14 protein-coding genes are annotated in these 20,828 nt (G+C 72.7%); 9 read left to right on the plus strand and 5 right to left on the minus strand.

The window, feature by feature from the left end; genetic code table 11:
- Positions 1 to 56: 56 nt before the first annotated feature.
- The 7 genes from glmU (at position 57) to WMF36_RS28615 (ending at position 7,701) form a co-directional block, all read left to right on the plus strand.
- Entirely contained in the window at positions 57 to 1,481 is a 1,425-nt protein-coding gene (gene glmU / locus WMF36_RS28585) for a bifunctional UDP-N-acetylglucosamine diphosphorylase/glucosamine-1-phosphate N-acetyltransferase GlmU (protein ID WP_437573930.1), read from the plus strand.
- A gap of 188 nt (positions 1,482 to 1,669) precedes the next feature.
- Positions 1,670 to 4,585 (plus strand): monovalent cation/H+ antiporter subunit A, encoded by a 2,916-nt coding sequence (locus tag WMF36_RS28590; protein ID WP_437573931.1) that lies wholly within the window; start codon positions 1,670 to 1,672, stop codon positions 4,583 to 4,585.
- On the plus strand, positions 4,586 to 4,930 hold the full coding sequence (locus WMF36_RS28595; protein WP_433927340.1) for a Na+/H+ antiporter subunit C: 345 nt from the start codon (positions 4,586 to 4,588) through the stop codon (positions 4,928 to 4,930).
- Complete coding sequence (locus WMF36_RS28600; protein WP_437573932.1) at positions 4,927 to 6,582, plus strand: monovalent cation/H+ antiporter subunit D; 1,656 nt, start codon at positions 4,927 to 4,929, stop codon at positions 6,580 to 6,582. The genes WMF36_RS28595 and WMF36_RS28600 overlap by 4 nt, the downstream gene beginning before the upstream one ends.
- Entirely contained in the window at positions 6,579 to 7,076 is a 498-nt protein-coding gene (locus tag WMF36_RS28605) for a Na+/H+ antiporter subunit E (RefSeq protein ID WP_437573933.1), read from the plus strand. Before WMF36_RS28600 ends, WMF36_RS28605 begins: the two co-directional genes overlap by 4 nt.
- The gene (locus tag WMF36_RS28610) at positions 7,073 to 7,351 is read left to right on the plus strand and encodes a K+/H+ antiporter subunit F (RefSeq protein WP_433927343.1); all 279 of its coding nucleotides are present in this window, start codon (positions 7,073 to 7,075) and stop codon (positions 7,349 to 7,351) included. The genes WMF36_RS28605 and WMF36_RS28610 overlap by 4 nt, the downstream gene beginning before the upstream one ends.
- The gene (locus WMF36_RS28615) at positions 7,348 to 7,701 is read left to right on the plus strand and encodes a Na+/H+ antiporter subunit G (protein WP_437573934.1); all 354 of its coding nucleotides are present in this window, start codon (positions 7,348 to 7,350) and stop codon (positions 7,699 to 7,701) included. Before WMF36_RS28610 ends, WMF36_RS28615 begins: the two co-directional genes overlap by 4 nt.
- 21 nt (positions 7,702 to 7,722) lie before the next feature.
- On the opposite strand, the gene ribA is transcribed toward WMF36_RS28615, so the two are convergent.
- From ribA to WMF36_RS28635, 4 genes are all read right to left on the minus strand, one after another.
- The gene (ribA, locus tag WMF36_RS28620) at positions 7,723 to 8,409 is read right to left on the minus strand and encodes a GTP cyclohydrolase II (RefSeq protein WP_437573935.1); all 687 of its coding nucleotides are present in this window, start codon (positions 8,407 to 8,409) and stop codon (positions 7,723 to 7,725) included.
- Positions 8,410 to 8,624: 215 nt separating this feature from the next.
- Complete coding sequence (locus WMF36_RS28625; RefSeq protein ID WP_437573936.1) at positions 8,625 to 9,128, minus strand: sirohydrochlorin chelatase; 504 nt, start codon at positions 9,126 to 9,128, stop codon at positions 8,625 to 8,627.
- Positions 9,129 to 9,170: 42 nt separating this feature from the next.
- Positions 9,171 to 10,973, minus strand: coding sequence for an acyl-CoA dehydrogenase (locus WMF36_RS28630; protein WP_437573937.1), 1,803 nt, complete (start codon positions 10,971 to 10,973; stop codon positions 9,171 to 9,173).
- A 314-nt stretch (positions 10,974 to 11,287) separates the two neighbouring features.
- On the minus strand, positions 11,288 to 12,937 hold the full coding sequence (locus tag WMF36_RS28635; protein ID WP_437573938.1) for a trypsin-like peptidase domain-containing protein: 1,650 nt from the start codon (positions 12,935 to 12,937) through the stop codon (positions 11,288 to 11,290).
- 257 nt (positions 12,938 to 13,194) lie between these two features.
- Here WMF36_RS28635 and WMF36_RS28640 point away from each other — a divergent pair, with 257 nt between their 5' ends.
- Together WMF36_RS28640 and WMF36_RS28645 are read left to right on the plus strand one after the other, a co-directional pair.
- A complete protein-coding gene (locus tag WMF36_RS28640) occupies positions 13,195 to 13,398 on the plus strand; it encodes a hypothetical protein (RefSeq protein WP_437573939.1) in 204 nt (67 codons plus the stop codon).
- A gap of 247 nt (positions 13,399 to 13,645) precedes the next feature.
- Entirely contained in the window at positions 13,646 to 16,834 is a 3,189-nt protein-coding gene (locus WMF36_RS28645) for a CHAT domain-containing protein (RefSeq protein WP_437573940.1), read from the plus strand.
- Positions 16,835 to 16,864: 30 nt separating this feature from the next.
- Here the strand turns inward: WMF36_RS28645 and WMF36_RS28650 are convergent, their stop codons facing one another.
- Positions 16,865 to 20,554: a serine/threonine-protein kinase gene (locus WMF36_RS28650; RefSeq protein ID WP_437573941.1), complete on the minus strand. Its 3,690-nt coding sequence runs from the start codon at positions 20,552 to 20,554 to the stop codon at positions 16,865 to 16,867.
- Positions 20,555 to 20,828 lie beyond the last annotated feature (274 nt).

Consider the following 20,828-nt stretch of genomic DNA (forward strand, 5'->3'; position numbering starts at 1 on the left):
CTCACTGCGCGGCGACAGGGACGGCGGCGGGGCGGAGGGTGATAGGCTGCGGGGCGATGGCGACCGCCCAACCCACCCCGCTCACCGCTGTCGTGCTCGCTGCCGGACAAGGGACTCGGATGAAGAGCGCCCGACCGAAGGTGCTCCACGAGCTCTGCGGCCGGCCGATGATCCACCACGTCGTCGACGCGGCCCTGGCCGCCGGCGCCTCGGACGTCGTGGTCGTCGTGGGCCACGGCCGCGACGAGGTCTCCGGCTACCTCGACAGGGCGTTCGGCGCCCAGGGCAAGAACGTCCGCACCGCGCTCCAGGCCGAGCAGCGCGGCACGGGCGACGCGGTGCGCTGCGCCATGCCGCACCTCAAGGCGACCGCCGAGGCGGTGCTGATCCTGTGCGGCGACACGCCGCTGCTCGATCCGGAGCAGCTCACGCAGCTCCGCGGGGCGCTCGACGGCGCGCGCGACGCGCCGATGGCGATGCTCACCGCGCAGGTCGCCGATCCGGCGGGCTACGGCCGGATCCTGCGCGACGGCGCGGGCCGCGTGATCGGCATCCGCGAGCACAAGGACGCGAGCCCCGAGGAGCGCGCGATCACCGAGATCAACCCCGGCGTGTACCTCGCCCGCGGCGCCTTCCTCGAGCGCGCGCTGGCCGGGCTGACGACGGACAACGCGCAGGGCGAGCTCTACCTGACCGACATCGTCGCGCAGGCCGCGAAGGCCGGCGGCGCCGCGGTGGTCGTGGCGCGGGACGCCGGCTCGCTCGTGGGCATCAACGACCGCGCGCAGCTCGCCGCCGCCGAGGAGGTGCTCTACGGCCGCATCGCCGACCGGCTGCGCCGGAGCGGCGTCACCATCCGGACGAGCGCCCGCGTCGACGCCGGCGTGGCCGTCGAGCCGGACGCGGTGATCGAGCACGCGGCGGTGCTGCGGGGGCAGACGCGGATCGGCGCGGGCGCGCGCATCGACGTGGGCTCGGTCCTCACGGACGTGGTCGTCGAGGCGGGCGCCACGGTGAAGCCGTACACCGTGGCCTCGCAGTCGTCGATCGGCGCCGGCGCGCAGATCGGGCCGTTCTCGCACCTCCGCCCGGACAGCCAGATCGAGGCCGACGCGCACATCGGCAACTTCGTCGAGACGAAGAAGACGGTGGTCCGCAAGGGCGCGAAGGCGAACCACCTCGCCTACCTCGGCGACGGCGACATCGGCGAGGGCGCCAACGTCGGCGCCGGGACGATCTTCTGCAACTACGACGGCTTCCGGAAGCACCGGACCGAGATCGGCCCCGGCGCCTTCATCGGCAGCGACTCGCAGATCGTGGCGCCGGTGAAGATCGGCGCGGGCGCCTACGTGGCGACGGGCACGACCGTGACCCGCGACGTGCCGGACGACGCGCTGGCGATCGGCCGGGTGAAGCAGGAGAACAAGGAAGGGTACGCCGCGAAGCTCAAGGCGCGGCTGAAGGGCGCGGCGAAGACGTAGCGGGCGCGGCGGCGCGACCTCCGGCCCCGGGCCGACGAGGTCGCACGGCAGGTTGAGAACCGCGGGATATCCTGTTCGAGCTCACGGCGTCTTCCGCTTGAGAGCTCTTGTCGTCGGTGTCGCGAACGCTGCGACCCCTCCCACCTTTTGGCTGAAACCCGCGCGGTCAGCAAGTACACTCGCGCGCCATGCCTCTGGCCGCCCTGCTCCTCTTGCCATTTCTCGGGAGCGTGCTCACCGCGCTCCTGCCGACGCGGGCACGGTCTGAGCTTGCGGCTTGCGCAGGGTTCGTGTCGGCCGGCGCGGCGGTCTGGGTCATCAGCCTGTTCCCGCGGGTACGCGACGGGGGCGTGATCCGCGAGACGATCTCGTGGGTGCCCTCGCTCGGTCTCGATCTGGTCCTTCGGCTCGACGGGTTCGCGTGGATGTTCGCCGTGCTCATCACCGTCATCGGCGCCCTCGTCTGTCTTTACGCGCGCTACTACATGTCCCCCGAGGATCCGGTGGCGCGCCTGTACGCGTTCCTCCTCGCGTTCATGGGCGCAATGCTGGGCGTCGTGCTCTCGGGCAACCTCGTTCAGCTCGTCGTCTTCTGGGAGCTCACGAGCCTCGTTTCGTTCCTGCTCATCGGCTACTGGCATCACCGGGTGGACGCGCAGCGGGGCGCGCGCATGGCGCTCACCGTGACCGGCGCGGGCGGGCTCGCGCTCCTCGGAGGCGTGATTATCCTCGGCCACATCATCGGCAGCTACGAGCTCGATGTGGCCCTCGCCTCGGGCGACCGCGTGCGGGCACACCCGCTCTACCCAGCCGCGCTCGTCCTCATCTTGCTGGGTGCGCTCACCAAGAGCGCTCAATTCCCGTTTCACTTCTGGCTGCCGCGGGCGATGGCCGCGCCGACGCCGGTGTCCGCCTACCTGCACTCGGCGACCATGGTGAAGGCGGGCGTATTCCTGCTCGCGCGGCTCTGGCCGGTGCTGTCGGGGACCGAGCTGTGGTTCTGGATCGTCAGCGGCGCGGGCATGACGACGCTCCTGCTCGGCGCGTACATCGCGATGTTCCAGCACGATCTGAAGCGCGTGCTCGCCTATTCGACCATCAGCCACCTCGGCCTCATCACGCTCCTCTTCGGGCTCAACAGCTCGCTCGCCGCCGTCGCCGGCGTGTTCCACATCATGAACCATGCGACGTTCAAGGCCTCGCTGTTCATGGCCGCGGGCGTCGTCGACCACGAGACCGGGACGCGCGACATCCGTCGCTTGAATGGCCTGATTCGTTCCATGCCTCGCACCGGCGCGCTGGCGCTCGTGGCGAGCGGCGCGATGGCCGGCGTGCCGCTGCTCAACGGCTTCCTGTCGAAGGAGATGTTCTTCGCCGAGACGATGTTCTTTTCCGCGCACCCCTCGGTGGAGGTGATGCTCCCGGTGGTGGCGACGATCGCGGCGATCTTCGCGGTCGTGTACTCGCTGCGCTTTGGCTACGACATCTTCTTCGGACCGCCGTCGACCGATCTCCCTCGCCAGCCGGAAGAAGCCCCGCGGTGGATGCGGACACCGATCGAGCTCCTGGTGCTCAGTTGCCTCATCGTCGGCGTCGCGCCGACGATCTCCATCGGGCCATCGCTCGCGGCGGCAGCCCGCCCCGTGGTCGGTGGGACGCTCCCCGAGTACAGCCTCACCATATGGCACGGATTCAACCCGCCTTTCGTCATGAGCCTCGTCGCCATCTCAGGCGGCGTCGTTGGGTACCTCTGGTTGCGCAAGCATCAGGAGCAGGGGCGACTCCAGGATGCGCCCTTCGTCGGACGGCTCAACGCAAGGCGGCTGTTCGAGAGCGCGCTGATCGGGCTCACGCGCCTCTCGCGAAGGGTGCTTCGGCTCGTCGGAACTCGACGACTTCAGACGCAGATGTTCGCGATCATCGCGGTTGCGCTCCTCCTCGCGCTCCTCGCGGCGCGGGGCGTCCCGCTGGAGTGGGGCGACCGGGACCGGCTCCCCGCGTCGCCTGCGTTCGTGCTCTTGTGGGTCATCGGCGCGGTCTGCGCGGTCGGCGCTGCCGTGATGGCAAAGTTCCACAGGCTGATCGCGATCACCTTGATGGGCGGCGCGGGCCTCGTCACCTGCCTGACGTTCATGTGGTTCTCGGCGCCCGACCTTGCCCTCACACAGATCGTCGTGGAGGTCATCACCACCATCCTGCTCCTGCTCGGGCTGCGCTGGTTGCCGATGCGCATCGAAGGGATCTCGAGGCCTGTCACGGCCCGCGACAGGATGCGGCGCGGGCGCGATCTGCTGCTCGCGATCGGCGCCGGCAGCGGCCTCGCCGCGCTCTCCTATGCCATGCTGACCCGGCCGGCGCCGCACAGCATCTCACCGTTCTTCCTCAGCCGCGCGCTGCCGGAGGGAGGAGGCGCCAACGTCGTCAACGTCATGCTCGTCGACTTTCGCGCCTTCGACACGCTCGGTGAGATCACGGTCCTCGGCGCGGTGGCGCTCACGGTCTACGCCCTCCTGCGCCGCTTTCGACCGCCCCCGGAGAGCATCGAGCAGCCCCACCAACAGAGAGCTTTTCCGGCCGACGTCGTCACCGACCTCGTGAAGCCGCGCACGGCCGAGGACGCCGCGCGCGGATACATGATGGTGCCGGCGGTCATCGCGCGCCTGCTCCTGCCGGTCTCCGTCCTCGTCGCGGCGCACTTCCTTCTTCGTGGGCACAACGAGCCAGGCGGCGGCTTCGTGGCCGGCCTCGTCGTCGCGATCGCGATGCTCATGCAGTACATGGTCTCGGGGGCGCTCTGGCTGGAGGCGCGCGCGCGCCTCCGTCCGGTGCGCTGGATCGCCGTTGGACTGCTGCTCGGGGCGACCACGGGCCTTGGCGCGCTCGCCGTCGGCTATCCCTTTCTTACGACGCACACCGCGCATGTCAGGCTGCCGCTGGTCGGCGAAGTGCACCTGCCGAGCGCCACCTTCTTCGACCTCGGCGTGTTTGCGGTCGTCGTGGGAGCGACGCTCCTCACCCTCACGGCGCTCGCTCACCAGTCGCTGCGTGCACACCGGCGACCAACACAGAGCCCGGCGTCGTCGACGAGCAAGGGCACGAGCTAGATGGAAGCCCTGCTCGCGCTCGTCATCGGTGTGCTCGGCGGATCCGGGATCTGGCTCGTGCTGCGTCCACGAACCTTCCAGGTGATCATGGGGCTCACGTTGCTCTCTTACGCGGTGAACCTCTTCATCTTCAGCATGGGGAGCATCTTCATCGACAAGCCACCGCTCGTGCGACCTGGCGTGCCTGCCGATCTTCAGCACTACACGGATCCGATGCCGCAGTCCCTCGTGCTCACGGCCATCGTGATCGGCTTCGCGACCACGGCGCTCTTCCTCGTCGTGCTCCTCGCTTCGCGCGGCTTCAGCGGCACCGACCACGTGGATGGAACGAGGGAGGAGCCATGATCGAGCGCTTCCCGCACCTCATCGTCGCGCCCGTCGTGCTGCCGCTGATGACGGCGGCCCTGTTGCTCCTGCTCGGTCAGAAGCGCAAGCGCGCCAAGTCGATCGCCAACGTCGGCGCGGCCTTGGCAGGCCTCCTCGTGGCGCTGGAGATCATGCGCGGCGCCGACGCTGGCGGTTCGTCCGGCGCCGCCCGGGTGGTTCTCATGTCGAACTGGGAGGCGCCTTTCGGGATCGTGCTCGTCGCGGACCGGCTCTCTGCGCTCATGCTGGTGCTGGTCGGTGTGGTGAGCCTCTGCGCCGCCCTCTACGCCGAAGCCGCGTGGGGTCGCGCGGGCGCGTACTTCCATGCGCTCTTCCAGATTCAATTGATGGGGCTCAACGGCGCCTTTCTCACGGGAGACCTCTTCAACCTCTTCGTGTTCTTCGAGGTGATGCTCGCGGCGTCGTATGGCCTGCATCTTCATGGATCCGGGTGGCCGCGGGTGCGCTCGGGGCTCCACTACATCGCGGTGAACCTGCTCGCGTCGTCGCTCTTCCTCGTTGGCCTGGCGGTGCTCTACGGCGTCATGGGCACGCTCTCCATGGCCGACATCGCCGAGAAGCTCGCGCTCGTCCCGGCGCGCGATCGCGGGCTCTTGCACGCAGGCGCGGCGGTCCTCGCCGTGGCGTTCCTCATCAAGGCGGCGATCTGGCCCCTCAACGCCTGGCTGGTGCCGGCCTACTCGGCCACGAGCGCGCCTGTCGCGGCGCTCTTCGCGCTGATGACCAAGGTGGGCATCTACGTGCTCATGCGCTCGTGGACGCTGTTCTTCTCCGCGGGCGCTTCAGCGCAGTTCGGGGGGACAGTCCTGCTCTACGCAGGGCTCGCGACCATCGCCTTCGGCGCGATCGGCCTCATGGCCTCCATGTCCCTCGGGCACATCGCGGGCTTCTCGGTGATCGTGTCGTCGGGGACGCTCCTCGCGTCACTCGGGACGGGGACCCCCGCGGTGACGTCGGCGGCGCTGTTCTACATGCTGAGCGCCACGCTGGCGGTGAGCGCCCTCTTCCTCCTCGTCGAGCTGGTGGAGCGCATCGGCTCCGATGGACAGCGGGTGCCGGACCTCGACGTGGAGCCGGGCGAGGACACAAACCTCGATGACGAGGAGGCGCCGCTCGTCGCCCGAGCGTTTCCGGTGTCCATCGCGCTGCTCGGCCTGGCGTTCATGGTCTGCGCGCTGCTCGTCGCAGGGCTGCCGCCGCTCTCGGGTTTCGTCGCGAAGATCTCGTTGCTGACCGCCCTCCTGTCGCCCCGAGGGGGCGACCCCGCGAGCACCGGCGCCCCCGTCCCGCCCGCCGCGTGGATCTTCTTTGGGCTGCTGCTCCTCTCGGGGCTCGCGGCCACCATCTCCCTCGCGAGGGCGGGCATTCGATACTTCTGGTCGTCGGGTGGGCGGCTCCCGCCCCGCTTGAAGGCCGTCGAGGCCGCCTCCCTCCTCGGCCTCATCCTCTGCTGCACCTTGCTCACGCTGTTCGCTGAGCCGGTCCTGCGCACCACGAGCGCGACAGCCGCGGGATTGCACTCGCCGAAGGCGTACATCGAGGCCGTCTTGTCGATGAGGCCTCGTCCGGGACCGACGCGTCCCGTGATCGAAGAGGAGGAGGCGCCGTGACCTTCCTCGGGAAGCTCGTGCTCGCGCCGCTGCTGTCCGCCGCTCTGTTCGCGTTGTGGCTGGCGCTCGCGCGCTCCACGAGCGTGGGCCAGATCGTCCTGGGGCTAGGGCTCGCGCTGGCGGTGCCGCTCCTCACCTCGACCCTGCGACTGACGAATGTCCGGGTGCGGCGACCGCTGGTCGTCGTGCGCTTCATCCTGAGGGTCGGCTACGACGTCTTGCTCTCGAACTTCGAAGTCGCCTGGGACGTGGTCAGATGGCGATGGCGGCGACCGCGGTCGAAGTTCGTGATCGTGCCCCTCGATCTGCGCGACCCCCTCGGGCTGGCCGCGTTATCCATGGTGACGACCGTGGTTCCGGGCACCGTGTGGTCGGAGCTCGCGCTCGATCGCAGCGCGCTCTTGCTGCACGTGTGGAATGTCGGTGATGAAGGCGCCTTCGTCGCCCGTTTCAAGGCTCGCTACGAGGAGCCTCTCAGGGAGATCTTCGAATGAGCGCACTTCTGTCCGGCGCAATTGCCTTCGCGCTCGGCTGCTACGCCGTCGCGTCGGTCCTGGTGGTCATCAGGTTGATCCGGGGGCCGCGGGCGCAGGATCGCGTGTTCGCGCTCGACTTGCTCTACTTCCACGCGATGCTGGTCATGCTGGTGCTCGGTATTCGTCACCGGAGCGACACGTACTTCGAAGCCGCGTTGTTGATCGCACTCTTCAGCTTCGTGAGCTCATCCGCGATGGCGAAGTTCATCCTGCGCGGGGAGGTGATTGAATGAACCAGCTTCCCCTCTGGGTCGAGGCGGCGGTCGCTGCGTTGCTCGTGTTGAGCGGCCTGTTCGTGGTCATCTCCGCGTTCGGGTTCCTACGCCTGCCAGACTTCTTCCTGCGCATGCATCCCCCTGCGCTGGCGTACACCTTCGGCAGCTGGTGCGTGACGCTGGCGAGCATCCTCTACTTCTCGATGATCGAGTCCCAGCTCGTGCTGCACCCGTGGCTCATCATCATCACGCTCTCCATCACGGTCCCTGTGACCACGCTGCTCCTGGCACGCGTGGCGCTGTTCCGCCGCCGCGCTGCGGGAGCAGCCGACACTCCGCCTCCGCTCACGCTACGCCGCGACTCCTGAGGGCGGTTCGAGGCTGGGAGGCTACTCGGCGTCGCCGGCCGCGGCGCTCTCCGCGACCGCGCCGTCGCGCAGCGACGGGATGGCGTGGCCCATCCGGAGGCGCTTCGCCTCGAGGTAGGGCGCGGAGAACGGGTTGGCCGGGACGAGGGCCGGCGAGCGCGAGGAGATCCGCACGCCGAGCGCGCTGAGCCCCTCCACCTTGTCCGGGTTGTTCGTGAGGAGCCGGATCGACTCGATGCCGAGGTGGTCGATCATCGCGGCGGCGGGCTCGTAGCCGCGGGCGTCGTCGGGCAGGCCGAGGATGCGGTTGGCGTCGACCGTGTCGTGGCCGAACGCCTGGAGCTGGTACGCGCGGATCTTGTTGGTGAGCCCGATGCCGCGCCCCTCCTGCCGCAGGTAGAGAACGACGCCGAGCCCGCGGCGGCCGATCTCGGCCTGGGACGACTCGAGCTGCTCGCGGCAGTCGCACTTCAGCGAGCCGAACACCTCGCTCGTGAGGCACTCGGAGTGGACGCGGAGGGTGACGTCCGACTTGCCGCGCACGTCGCCCATGATCAGGGCGACGTGATCGGGGGAGAGCCCCTGCTCGTGGGTCGTCGTTCCGCCCCAGTGGAATACAAGCATCTGGAAAACACCGTGCTTGGTCGGCACGGGCGCCTGGGCGCGAATATCGAGCTGAGGCCGGATCGCCGTCGTCGGGACGTACATCTCGCTCTCCTGGTGGAGGAATCCTGGGTCTCGTGTCAAGCAAGGTGCGATGCGTCGAGTTTGCCCGCTTACCCTGCCGATGTCCGGCCACCCCTGAAGGTGGCGTCAATCAAGTAGCGTAAGCCCCGAACAGGGACAAGGTAAGCTCTCCAAGTTGTTGCTCTGGGGGCATACGGGACGCATCCCAGCGGGCTCAGTGGAGCGCGGGCGCCGGTCTAGCCGAGGTCCCGCGCGAGCTGGGCGGCGAGCAGGCGCGCCACCTCCGGGAGGTCGAAGGGCCAGGCGTAGCGGAGGGTGACCGACGGGTGCTCGGCGCGGAGCCGCGCGATGGCCTCGGGGATCTCCACCTCGGCGTGCACGCCGCCCGGGGTCAGCATCGACGGGACCACCGCGATCTCGGCCGCGCCCCGCTGGATCGCGGTCGCGACGGCCTCGGCCAGCGTCGGGGCGCAGAACTCGTTGTAGGCGACGAGGAGCTCGGCGCCCCCCAGCAGCGGGGCGAGCTCGGCGGCGAGGCGCTCGATGCCGGCGCGGTAGGGGTCGCTCTCCGGCGTGCGCGGCCAGGCGCGGACCCTCGCGTCGAGCTCGATCTCCTCCGGGCCCGGCGCCGCGCCCGACGCCGCGCGCCGGCCCTCCAGCGCCTTGAGGCGCGTCACGAGCTCGCGCGGGCAATCCGCCGCCGGCGCCCCGTGCCCCACCAGGATGACCGCCCTCTTCATTCGATCGCTCCTCCACCGAGGCGCCTCGGCGCCCCGCGCTCCTCAGAACCACTCCGGTCGCATCCTGGCGTACGAGTCGTCGCCCGAGCGGCAGAGCGCCGCGAGCGCCTCGACCCGCGGCAGCTCCGTCGAGAACCAGTACTGCGCCGCGCACAGCTTGCCCTCGTAAAAGCCGGCCGGCGAGGCCCCCCGGGCCAGCCCCTCCCGGGCCGCCGCGGCCATCGCGAGCCACTGCCAGGCGACCACGAGGACCGAGACGAGCTCCAGGTAGTCCGCGCTGTGCCGCAGCATCCGCTCGACGTCGCCGCGCATCCCCGCCTCCGCGAGGTGGGCCGTCAGCTCGCCGAGCAGCGACATCGACGCGCCGAGGCGCTCGCCCCACGCGGGCTCGACCCCGGCCCGCTGCGCCCGGCCGATCGCCTGCTCGACCTCGCCGCCGAGCGCCAGGAGCGCCGCGCCGCCCCCGGCCACGACCTTGCGGCCGAGGAGGTCGAGGCCCTGGATCCCCGTCGTCCCCTCGTGGATCGAGTTGAGCTTCTGGTCCCGGAGCCACGCCTCCGGGAGGTACTCGCTCGAATAGCCGTAGCCGCCGTGGACCTGGAGGGCGAGGGCGTTCGACTCGAAGCCCTTCTCGGCGGGGAAGGTCTTGGCGATGGGGGTGAGCAGGTCGAGGAGCCGCTGCGCGCGCTCCCGCTCCGCCGCGTCGGCGGCGTGCGCCGCGAGATCGGCGTACCGCGCCGTCGTGGCGAGCAGCGCGAGGCTGCCCTCCACGATGGCCTTCTGCCGGAGCAGCATCCGGCGCACGTCGGCGTGCTCGAGGATCGGCACCTGCGGCGCCGCCGGGTCCTTCGCGCCGAGCCGCCGGCCCTGCGGCCGGACGAGCGCATAGCCGAGCGCCTCGTGGTAGGCCGCCGAGGCGGTGGCCGCGCCGTTCACGCCCACCATGATCCGGGCCTCGTTCATCATCTGGAACATGTAGGCGATGCCCTGGTGGGGGCTGCCCACGAGGTAGCCGTGGCAGTCGCCCCGCTCGCCGAAGCTCATCGCCAGGCTCGGGAGCCCGCGCCAGCCGATCTTGTGGATCACGCCGGCGACCTCGACGTCGTTCGGGACGAGCTGCCCGCCCTCGGGCCGCCGCTTGGGGACGGCGAACAGGCTCACCCCCTTGATGCCCTGCGGCGCGCCCTCGATGCGCGCCAGCACGAGGTGGACGATGTTCTCGGTGAGGTCGTGATCGCCGCCCGAGATGAAGATCTTCGACCCGCGGACGAGGTAGTGCCCGGCCTGGGTCGGCTCCGCGCGTGTCTGCACGTCGGCCAGGCTCGAGCCGGCCTGGGGCTCGGTGAGCGCCATGGACCCGGTCCACTCGCCGGCGTACATCCGGGTCATGAAGGCGGACCTCAGGGCGTCGTCGCCGAACGCCTCGATCAGGTGCGCCGCCCCGGTCGTCAGCCCGAGGTAGCCGCACGCGCTCAGGTTGGCCGCCTGCAGGTAGGCGCCGGCGAGCGTGGCGACGACGAGCGGCAGCTGCTGGCCTCCCACCGCGGCCGGCCGCGTCGCGGTGAGCATCCCGAGCTCGACCATCGGCCGGAAGACCTGCTTGAGGGCGGGGTGCACCGTGACGGCGCCGCCCTCGAAGCGCGGCGGAGACGCGTCCACCGGCCGGTAGGTCGGGAACAGCACCTCCCGCGCGAACCGCCGGCAGCTCTGGAGGTAGAGGTCGAACGTCTCCCGCGCGTGATCGGCGAAATAGGGGAGCTCGCAGAGGCGGGGCGCGTCGAGCACCTCGTAGAGGAGGAACTCGACGTCGCGGTCGTTGAGCAGCGGGTTCTGAGGGGCGGTCATGGGGTCTCTCGCCGGGCTTGGCGCAAGCTAGGCGCCGATGAGGCGGGATGTCGAGGGCCTGGCTCGGCCGTGGGTCCAGCGAGCGTGGACGGACGCGCGCCGGTGGATCGCGACGGCGCGGGGCGCGAAGCCGCCGGCATCACGGCGGAGGGCGTCGTCAGCCGGGGAGGAAGCCATCGTCAGCCGAGGTCGAGCTCGTCGTCAGCCGGCGGGGACCCATGGAAGGGAGGGCGGGCGGAGGCTGGACGTGCGGTGTTACAGCAGGACGCGGAGCACCGCAACGGGTACGTTCAGGAGGCGCAGACGCATTCCGATCAGAGCCCAGCCGGGCTCGAGGTCAACACGCCGCCAAGCGAGGTCCAGCTCGACCAACCGCCATCGTAGTACTTGTGCCAGATGGCGTTGTCGGTGCCGCGCGCGAAGACGACCAGGCGCCCTTCGGGCGTGACGGCGGAGCCGGGCTGGTCGACCATCGCGCCGCCGAGCGAGAGCCAGCCGGACCAGCCGCCGTCATAGTACCTGTGCCAGATCGCGTTGTCGGGGCGGCGCGCGAACACCGTCAGTCGCCCCTCGGCCGTGACGACCGCGGAGGGGCCCGACGCGATGGCGCCGCCGAGCGAGATCCAGCTGGACCAGCCGCCGTCGTAGTACCGGTGGACGAGCTCGCCGCTCGTGCTCCTCGCGAACACCGTCAGTCGCCCATCGGCCGTGACGACCGCCGCCGGATCATGCGTGGTCGCGCCGCCGAGCGAGATCCAGCTGGACCAGCCGCCGTCATAGTACTTGTGCCAGATGGCGTTGTCGGTGCCGCGCGCGAACACCGTCAGTCGCCCCTCGCGCGTCACGGTCGCGGCGGGGGCCGAGGCGAGGGTGCCGCCGAGCGAGATCCAGCCCGACCAGCCGCCGTCATAGTACTTGTGCCAGATGGCGCTGTCCGTGCCCTTCGCGAACACCGTCAGGCGGCCCTCCTGCGTGAGCGTGGCGGAGGGCGCCGAGGCGAGGGTGCCGCCGAGCGAGGTCCAGCCGGACCAGCCGCCGTCGTAGAACTTGTGCCAGATGGCGCTGTCCGAGCCCTTCGAGAACACGACGAGCCGCTGCGTCACGTCGCGCAGGATCGGGGACTCCTCGATGATCGACGTGATCCTGACGCCGGCGTTGGCGCCTCCGACCGAGGTGCACCCGCCGTTCGTGTGGACGCCGACGAGCTTGCCAGACGGGCCATGCAGCACGCCTGAGCCGGAGTTGCCGCCGAGCGTGTCGAGAGAGCCATACTGGAGATAATCGCCGCTGAAGCTGCTGGCGGGGCCCGCGTCGATCTGCTTGGGCTCGCCGCTCGGGTGGCCGATGACGGCGAGCATGTCGTTGACCGCGGCGTCCGTCGTGGAGACCACCGTGAAGCCGTAGCTCGCGGCGGCGCTCTGCGCGAGCTGCACGACGGCGTAATCCAGGCCGCCTTGCCGGTACTCGCGCAGGGACACGATGTCGAACGACACCGCGGTCCTGAGGTCGCCGCTCGGGTCCTCCTGGTAACCGAAGTTGACGCGCATCTCGGCGGCCCCCTGGCTCGCCGAGATCGGCGTGTTCGCGGCGGTCCGGGGCCAGGTCCAGTTGCTGCCGTCAGGATCGAAGCAATGGCCGGCGGTCAAGAAGAGGTTGTGCGCGATCAGCGTCCCGGAGCAGGTGCGGGTGCCGCTCACGTTGCCCGGGTTCGCGTAGCGGGACGCGAGATCGCTCTTCCATTGGATCTGCCCGACCGGCGCCTGGTGCGCTCCGACGAACCCCGCCGTCACGCCGAGCGTGCCGTCGTACTGCTCGACGTGCTGGAAATCGACCGTGCTGCCGCAGATGCTGGGCTGGGATACCTCGCCCACGAGCTGCTCCTCGAGATCAGGCGCCGCCACGCAGCCCATCATCATCGCCGATGCCGCCGTCAACGCGCTCGAGACCATCGCGGAATATCGCATGTCAATCCACCTCGGGTGGTGTTCTGCAGGTCGACGGGGAGCCCTCCCAGCGATCGCCGGATACGGCGGCGGAAGGGGGACGTCCCTGCGTGTCCGGATGAATAGCAACCTTGATGCCACCGGCGCGCGCGGCCGATCGGGGCGATTCGCTCGCGAAAACGACCATTGCGCGGGCCTCGAGGCGCCCGGTCAGCGGCTGGAGTCTTCAGGGGTGGCGGCTCGGGCCATCACCTGGAGCAGCGGTCTGCTCCACCCGCATGCCGGGGCCGCGCGACGGCGGCGGCGCGTCGAGCGCCTGCGACGCGGCCAAGTACGACGGCAGGCCTCGGGAGGCAGCGCCATCGAAGGGCGCCGCCGTTCGGTGGGACGGGTGCGTGGCGTGGGCTCTCCTCGTGCACCGCCTCGGCCACGACGAGCCCTCGGTCCGGGCCGTCCACGACCTCGACGCGGATCTTGCGTGAGGCGAGCCTGTGGGCGCCGTCGCGATCGATCGGCTTCGTCAGCTCCTCTGCCACGCATCGAAGTATACGCGGGCGGCGCCTCGCCGGGGGAGCCGGCGGCGTGCGCGCCCGGCGCAATGCCGGGGAGCTGCGCTCGCGGCTCCTCGGCGCGCGCTCGGCACGGTGGGCGCAACGATGGCTCGCAGGAAGAAGGGCGATGCGCGGTAGGATGCGGGGCGCAGGCAGCGGCCGTGGAGGCGCGGGACACATGACCCGATGGAGTGGATGGATCGGAGGCCTGACGTCGCTCCTCGTGGCCTGGCTCGCGCTGGCGGCGAGCGCCAACGCCGCCGAGCCGCGCGGCGCCGTGCTCGGGCCGGGAGATACGACGGCCGCGCTCTGGTACATCGGCGAGGACTACACCGGCGTGGCACGCTGGCCAGAGTCCCGCATCGCATCCCACGAGGAGCGGCGATCGAACAGCGGCCGCCTCCCGAGGGATGCGGTCGAACGTGACGCCAAAGTCTTCCGTGATCTGATGGATCTCGGGGCCGCGCGGATGGGGAGCGGAGATTACTCCAGCGCCGTGCCGCTGCTCGCCCGCGCGCTCGCCGTGGCGGAGCGGGATCACGCAGCGCAGCCGGAGGACGACAGTCGGCGCGGTCGGCTCGCGATGGCCCTCGCGCTGCTCGGCGAGCTGCGCATGAAGCAAGGCGACTATGCCGCTGCGGAGCCGCTCCTCACGCGCGCGACGTTCCTGTGGGGAGAGGCTCATGCCCGGTGGACGTACGCGGGAGTCGTTGGAGCCCTGGACGGCCTCGCTCGCCTGCTCCTGGCGAAGGCGGAGTACGGCCGTGCCGACGCGCTCCTGAGCACGCTCCCGGAGGGCAAAGCCGGCCGGGATCACCTCGTCCTGACCCTGGCGGAGCTCGAGATCGCCCGCGCGCAGCACGGGCGCGCCGAGGACCGCCTCCACCGCCTCCAGAGACAATCGAAATGGAAATGCGACGAGAGCGACCTCCCCATCGCCGCGCGCTGCCTCCAGGACCTCGCCGACATCCACGCCGAGGCGGGTGATCCGGCGCTGGCCCGGCCGCTCCTCGAGCGCGCGCTCGCCATCCTCGAGAAGCGGCTCGGCCCGGAGCACCCGAGCCTCGCCGCCGCACTGGACCGGCTCGCGTCGGTCCAGCTGCTGCAAGGGGCCGAGCCCTCGGAGGTCGAGCCGCTCGTCGAGCGGGCGCTCTCGCTGCGCGACAGAACGCTCGGCAAGGGTCACGTGGGACGGAGCACCTCCCTGATGCTCCGCGGCGATCTCGCGCTGAGGCGCGGCGATCCTGCGGCCGCGGAGCGCGCCTACCGCGACGCGCTCGCGCTCCGCGAGCAGCGCCTCGGCGACAGGCACCCGGGCGTCGCGGAGGCGCTCGCCGCGCTCGGCCAGCTCCGGGAAGAGGGCGGGGAGCCTCGGGCCGCCGAGCCGCTCTATCGGCGCGCGCTCGCCATCGAGGAGGCCGCCTTCGGCCCGGGCCATCCGCGCGTCGCCCGCGCCCTTGTGCGGCTCGGCCGGCACCGGCTCGACCAGGGGGCGATCCGCGAGGCCATCGGCCTGCTCGCGCGCGGCGCGGACATCCAGGACCGGCGCGCGCTCGCGCTGCTCCCCGCGGCGAGCGAGGAGCAGCGGACCGCCCTCGCCGGCGCGCTCCGCGACGAGACCGATCTCCTCCTCTCGCTGCACGCGGACAGCGCTCCCTCCGACGCGGAGGCGGCGCGCCTCGCCTTCACGGCGGTGCTCCGGCGCAAGGGCGTGGTCCTCGACGCCGCCGCGGACCGGATCGCCGCGCTCAGGGACCGGAGCAGCCCCGACGACGCGATGCTCCTCCGGCAGCTCGTCTCCGTCGAGTCGCGGCTCGCCGATCTCATCATCCGCCTCCCCTCCTCGGGGCAGCCTGGCGAGCTCCGCGCGTCGATCGACGAGCTCGAGCGAAAGAAGCAGGCGCTCGAGGGAGAGATCGGCCGGCGCGGCGCCCCGCTGCGGATCGACGACGAGCCGGTCACCCTGGACCGCGTGGTCGCCGCCCTGCCGCAGGGAGCGGCGCTCGTCGAGCTCGTCGTGCGCCGCCCGCGCGTGCGCGAGCGCGGCGGCGCCGCGCCGCTCGCCTGGGGCGCGCCGCGGTATGCGGCGTACGTGCTCCACTCGGACGGCCGCGTCGCCTGGGCCGACCTCCGCGACGCGGCGCCGATCGACGCGGCCGCCGGCGACCTGCGGCGCGCCTTCGCCCAGCTGCTCCGTGACCCGCAGCGCACCGCGCGCGCCGTCGATGAGCGCGTCATGCAGCCGGTGCGGGCGCTGCTCGGCGGCGCCCGCTGGATCTTCCTCAGCCCCGACGGCGAGCTCAACCTGGTCCCCTTCGGCGCGCTCGTCGACGAGCAGGGCAGCTACCTGCTGGAGCACAGCTCGTTCACCTACCTGACGAGCGGCCGCGATCTGCTCCGCGCCCGGCATCACGACCCGCGGCGCGCCGAACCCGGGTTGCCTGCGCTGGTCATCGGGGCGCCGGAGTTCGGCGACGCGACCCGGCACGCGCGCTTCCGCCGCGAGGCCCCGGCCGGCGCGACGCCGGCGAGGCGATCGATCGACATGCGCGCGCTGTCGTTCCCGGCCCTCCCCGGCACGCTGCCCGAGGCGACGGCGATCGCGCGGCGGTTCCCGGGGGCGAAGGTGCTCACCGGGCTCGGCGCGACCGAGGAAGCGCTCAAGAGCGCGGCGCACCCGCGGATCCTCCACCTCGCGACGCACGGGTTCTTCCTCCCCGACAGCGAGCACGCGGGCGGGGCCGCCGGCGAGAACCCGCTGCTGCGCGCCGGCGTGGCGCTCGCCTCGGCCAACCGGCCCTACGACGGCCCCGAGGACGGCGTCCTGACCGCGCTGGAGGCCTCGGGCCTGGACCTGTACGGCACGCAGCTTGTCGTGCTGTCCGCCTGCGAGACGGGCCTCGGCGAGGTGAAGCGGGCGGACGGGGTCCACGGCCTGCGGCGAGCGCTGGTGCTCGCCGGGGCGGAGACCCAGGTGATGAGCCTCTGGAAGGTCCAGGACCGCGAGACCCGCAACCTGATGGAGGCCTACTACGAGAAGCTCGCCGCCGGGGGGGGCCGGGTCGAGGCCATGCGGCAGGCGCAGATCGAGATGCGGTCCCGACCCGGAACGGCACACCCCTTCTACTGGGCTGCGTTCATCGTCTCCGGCGACGGCGCGGCCCTCGACGGCCGCGAGGTGGCGCCGCGGCCGGCCGCGCCTCGCGCCGTGCCCTCCGTGCCGCCCGGGCCCCGCGGCTGCGCGTGCGGCGCGGCGGGTACGGGCGCTTTCTCCGGGAGCGCCGGGAGCGGCGCGCTCCTCGCGGCGGGCGTCCTCGTCGGGGGCCTCCGGCGACGGAGCGCCGCCCTGCGGCCACGGACCGCTTGATCCGCCGTCCGGGAGGCCTGTCCGCGCGGATCACGCCCGCTTCGTCGTGGCGACCCACGCCCGCGCCTCGTCCATCAGCCCGAGCGTGAGCGGGCGCAACGTCACGCCCGACCCGGCGGCCTCGGCGACCGCCTCCTCCAGGGCCGCGACCACGAGCTCGCCGCGCCGCGCGAGGTGCAGGAGCTCCCACAGCCGCGCGCCCATCGCGAGATCGCGGTCGGCCCGGGCCTCCGCGACGCTCCTGGCCGCGCGCGCGTCGGCGAGCGCGTCGTCGGAGCGGCCGGCCAGGGCCAGGATCTCCGCGCGCCGCAGGAGGGTGAGCGCCTGGCGGCGGTCGCGGTGGGCGCGCTGCAGCGCCTCGGCCTCGTCGGCCGCGGCGAGCGCGCCAGGGAGATCTCCGACGCGCCGGAGCGCGTCCGCGCGCAGCGACAGCGCGCTCGCGCGCAGCCCCGGATCGCCGGCCTCCGCCGCGAGCTCGGCCGTGCGCCTGGCCGTCTCCGCGGCCTCGATCGCGCGGCCGTCGCGTAGCAGGAACGCGGCCAGGTTGGTCAGCACGAGGCGGAGCTGGCCGCGCATGCCGTCCGCCTCGGCCTGGCCGGCGATCCTCTCGAGCCGCCCGATCGCCTCGCCGAGCCGGCCGCGCTCGGCGTCGAGCACCGCGAGATCCGCCTCGATGTGCAGCCTGTGCCAGCGCGATCCGAGCGCCGAGGCGATCGCGAGCGCGCGCGTGAGGTCCTCCTCGGCCACCGCGAGATCGCGGCGGTTCGAGGCGTAGTTCAGCTCGAAGCGCAGCACGCGCGCCCCGAACTCCAGCGCCGGCCCGGCGCGCGCCCCGAGCGCCACCGCCTCGCCCGCGAGCTCCAGGGCCCGCTCGGGGACGGCGACGCCGGCGAGCGCCATGCGCGCCTCGCAGCGGAGGGCCTCGTCGGGCTGGGCGTCGGCGGCCGCGAGCAGCCCGGGATCGTCGTAGCCCTCCTCGCGCAGGCCCCGCGCCACCTCCAGCCGGCAGAGCCGGCGCCGCAGCGCCACCTCGGCGCGGCGCGCGGGGAACACCGCCGCGCGCGCGTCGAGCGCGTCGAGCCGCCGCCGCGCCTCCTCGGGCTTCCTGCCGCGCAGCAGGGCGCGCACCACGTCGATCTCGGCGGCGGCGCGCTCGTCCGGATCCTCGATGAGCGCGGCGAGGCGCTCGCCGAGCTCCACCGCCTCGGTGAACAGGCCGGCCGACATCACCGCCGCCATCGCCGGGCCCAGCCAGCGCCGCGCCTCCGGGGCCGCGCCCAGGCGCTCGTAGCCGGAGGCCAGGAACGCGGCGTCGGCGGCCGCCGTGGGGCGGCGGGCGATGGCGTCGAGCAGCGCGCGGTGCAGGCGGCGCAGCCAGGGGCGCGGCCGGACCAGGTTGAGCACGGAGAGGCGCACCATCTCCTGGACGAAGCTGTACTCCGGCCCGTGCTGGCCGGCCCCGGAGGCGGTGAGCAGGCCGGCGTCCACGAGGGGGAGCAGCGCGGCCTCCAGCGCCTCGTCGTCGCGGCCCGCGGCCTCGGTGAGCACGTCCACGCCGAGGCCGCCGCCGTGGAGCGCCACGGCGGCCAGCGCGCGCAGGGCGAGGCGGCCTTCGTCGCTCGCGGGGTCGAGATAGCTGGCGAGGCGCGCGACCACGAGGTCGGCGACCCCCGGGACGCCGCGGCTCGCGAGGTCGGGCTCGGCGGCATCCCAGGCGCCCGCGCGATAGACGAGCGCGCCGGTCTCGCGCCACGCGACGAGCGCGTGCACGATGAAGAACGGCACGCCGCCCGAGCCGCGCACGACCGCGCGCTCGAGCGCGGGCGCGACGGGGAGCGTGGCCTGGGCGAGGCGCGCGGCGTCCTCGTCGCCGAGCGGGCTGAGGGCGAGGTGCCGTGCGCCGGGGCGGGCGCGCCCGCGCGCCTCGGCGAGCAGCGCGCGCAGGGGTGGCGAAGGGCTCGGCTCGTCGCGCGCGGCCGCGAGGACCAGGAGGCGCGCCGGAGCGCCCCTGCGCGCCACCGTCGCGCCCACGCGCTCGACCAGGAGCCGCAGCAGCGCGAGGGTGTGCGCGTCGGCCCACTGGAGGTCGTCGAGGGCGAGGACCAGCGGCGCCTCGGTGCTCGCCGAGAGCAGCGCGTCCTCCACGCCCTCCAGCGCCGCGGTCGCGTCCGGCGCGCCGGGGAGCACGCTCGGTGAGAGGGCCCGCTCGATCGCGTCCACCACCAGGCCGAGCGCGCTCGCGGCCTCCGGCGGGAGCGCCTCCAGGGCGCGGAGCAGCGGCCGGAGGGGGCTCTTCCGCTCCGGGGAGCAGGCGGCACGCAGGACACGGTCCGCGCCGAAGCTCTCGCGCTCGAGCGCCGCGGCGAGCAGGTGGGTGCGGCCGATGCCGAGCGGTCCGGTGATCAGCGCGGCGCGGACCCCGCCTCCGCGCACCTCCGCGGCGAGGCGCGCGAGCGCCGCGAGGGCGTCGTCGCAGCCGAAAAGCGGGGTGTGCAGGCAGGGCGCGGGTGGCGCGAGGGTCTCGGTCGGCGCCCTCGAGCCCTCGACCTGCGAGGCCGGACGCGAGACCGGCGCGGTCGGGCTCCCGGCGTGCGCGGCCGGACGCGCGACAAGCACGGTCGGGCCCACGACCTGCGAAGCCCGCCCCGCGATCCCGCCCGGGGCGGTGGGCATCGCAGGCTGGGAGTCGAAGGCGGCCAGGTCGTGCGGGACGGCTCTCTCGCCCGGAGGACCGTGCTCCGCGCGCCGGAGGTGCGGCAGGACCTCGCCGGTCGAGAGCGCGAGCACGCGCTCGAGCTCGCGCGCGACCCACTCGGCGTGGCGCGGGCGCGCGCGGGGATCGGGATCCAGGAGGAGCGCGGTGAGATCCGCGAGCGGCGCGAGCGCGGGTGTGTCCAGCGGCAGGATCGCGTCGAGCCGGGGTGCACGCCGCTGGGGATGGACGGCCACGGGCCCGCCCGCGGGGTCGAGCGGGACCTGGCCGGTGCACAGGCGCAAGACGGTGGCGCCGAGGGCGTAGAGGTCGGCGGCAGGGGTGGCCGCACCGCCGAGCATGATCTCCGGCGCGATGAAGCCGGGGGTGCCGACGAGGAGCGGCGCGGCGGCGCCTCGCGGCCGGAGCGCGGGGTCATCGACGACGATGCCGAAGTCGATCAGCTTGTGGACCGGATGGGCGGCGAGGCCCCGGCCTTCGCCGCGCGCCCCTTTCGCTGCGGCGCGCTCGATGATGTTGGCCGGCTTGACGTCGCGGTGCACGAGGCCGGCGCCGTGCACGGCCGCCAGCGCCCAGGCGACGCCGAGGGCGGCCCTGGCGACCCCATCGGGGCTCAGCGGGCCGGCCTCCGCGAGACGGACATCGAGGCTCACGCCCGCGATGTGCTCCATGGCGAGGCCCACCACGCCCCAGGCGTCGTCGCGGTGCAGGGCATAGAAGCGGACGACGTTCGGGTGCTCGACGCGGCAGAGGGCGCGCGCCTCGTCGAGGATCGCATCGCGCCAGCGCGCGGCGTCCGCCGAGCCCGGGGAGAGGTCCATCGGGAGGAAAAAGAGCTTGACCGCAGCGTCGCGGAGCTTGCGTCCCTCGTAGACCTCGTCTGCCAGCCAGACGGGGGCGAAGCCGCCGCGGCCGAGCTGACGGATCAGCCGGAACGGACCGAGCCAGCGATCCGCAGCGGGGCGCTGCAGGAAAGCGGGCGCTACGGAGGAGGTGGGAGACGGCATCCAGCCGGCGACGATGCTACCGCGGCCGGGCCTGCGCCGGATCACGGTTCGTGGGGGACATGTAGGGTCACCTGGCGGGTCTCGAAGGGCGGCCGGGGCATGACCGGACTCGGAGTCCGAGCGCGGGTGCGACACGGCAGGGAACGAAAGGCAACGCCTCCGGCCTCGGTGCGACGCCCTCGTCCCGGCAAGGGCCCGCGGGACGGCCCGCTCCAGCGACCGGCGGGTCGCGCCGCCGGGGCGCCGAGGAACGGCGTCCCCTTCACGGTCCGGC

The organism is Sorangium sp. So ce887 (assembly GCF_051521455.1).
In the GTDB taxonomy this organism is placed as follows: domain Bacteria; phylum Myxococcota_A; class Polyangia; order Polyangiales; family Polyangiaceae; genus Sorangium.

Excerpts from the sequence above, each read along its gene's own strand:
- glmU (WP_437573930.1), top strand. The coding sequence starts at position 57 with ATGGCGACCGCCCAACCCACCCCGCTCACCGCTGTCGTGCTCGCTGCC.
- WMF36_RS28590 (WP_437573931.1), top strand. The coding sequence starts at position 1,670 with ATGCCTCTGGCCGCCCTGCTCCTCTTGCCATTTCTCGGGAGCGTGCTC.
- WMF36_RS28595 (WP_433927340.1), top strand. The coding sequence starts at position 4,586 with ATGGAAGCCCTGCTCGCGCTCGTCATCGGTGTGCTCGGCGGATCCGGG.
- WMF36_RS28600 (WP_437573932.1), top strand. The coding sequence starts at position 4,927 with ATGATCGAGCGCTTCCCGCACCTCATCGTCGCGCCCGTCGTGCTGCCG.
- WMF36_RS28610 (WP_433927343.1), top strand. The coding sequence starts at position 7,073 with ATGAGCGCACTTCTGTCCGGCGCAATTGCCTTCGCGCTCGGCTGCTAC.
- WMF36_RS28615 (WP_437573934.1), top strand. The coding sequence starts at position 7,348 with ATGAACCAGCTTCCCCTCTGGGTCGAGGCGGCGGTCGCTGCGTTGCTC.
- ribA (WP_437573935.1), bottom strand. The coding sequence starts at position 8,409 with ATGTACGTCCCGACGACGGCGATCCGGCCTCAGCTCGATATTCGCGCC.
- WMF36_RS28625 (WP_437573936.1), bottom strand. The coding sequence starts at position 9,128 with ATGAAGAGGGCGGTCATCCTGGTGGGGCACGGGGCGCCGGCGGCGGAT.
- WMF36_RS28630 (WP_437573937.1), bottom strand. The coding sequence starts at position 10,973 with ATGACCGCCCCTCAGAACCCGCTGCTCAACGACCGCGACGTCGAGTTC.
- WMF36_RS28635 (WP_437573938.1), bottom strand. The coding sequence starts at position 12,937 with ATGCGATATTCCGCGATGGTCTCGAGCGCGTTGACGGCGGCATCGGCG.
- WMF36_RS28640 (WP_437573939.1), top strand. The coding sequence starts at position 13,195 with ATGCCGGGGCCGCGCGACGGCGGCGGCGCGTCGAGCGCCTGCGACGCG.
- WMF36_RS28645 (WP_437573940.1), top strand. The coding sequence starts at position 13,646 with ATGACCCGATGGAGTGGATGGATCGGAGGCCTGACGTCGCTCCTCGTG.
- WMF36_RS28650 (WP_437573941.1), bottom strand. The coding sequence starts at position 20,554 with ATGCCGTCTCCCACCTCCTCCGTAGCGCCCGCTTTCCTGCAGCGCCCC.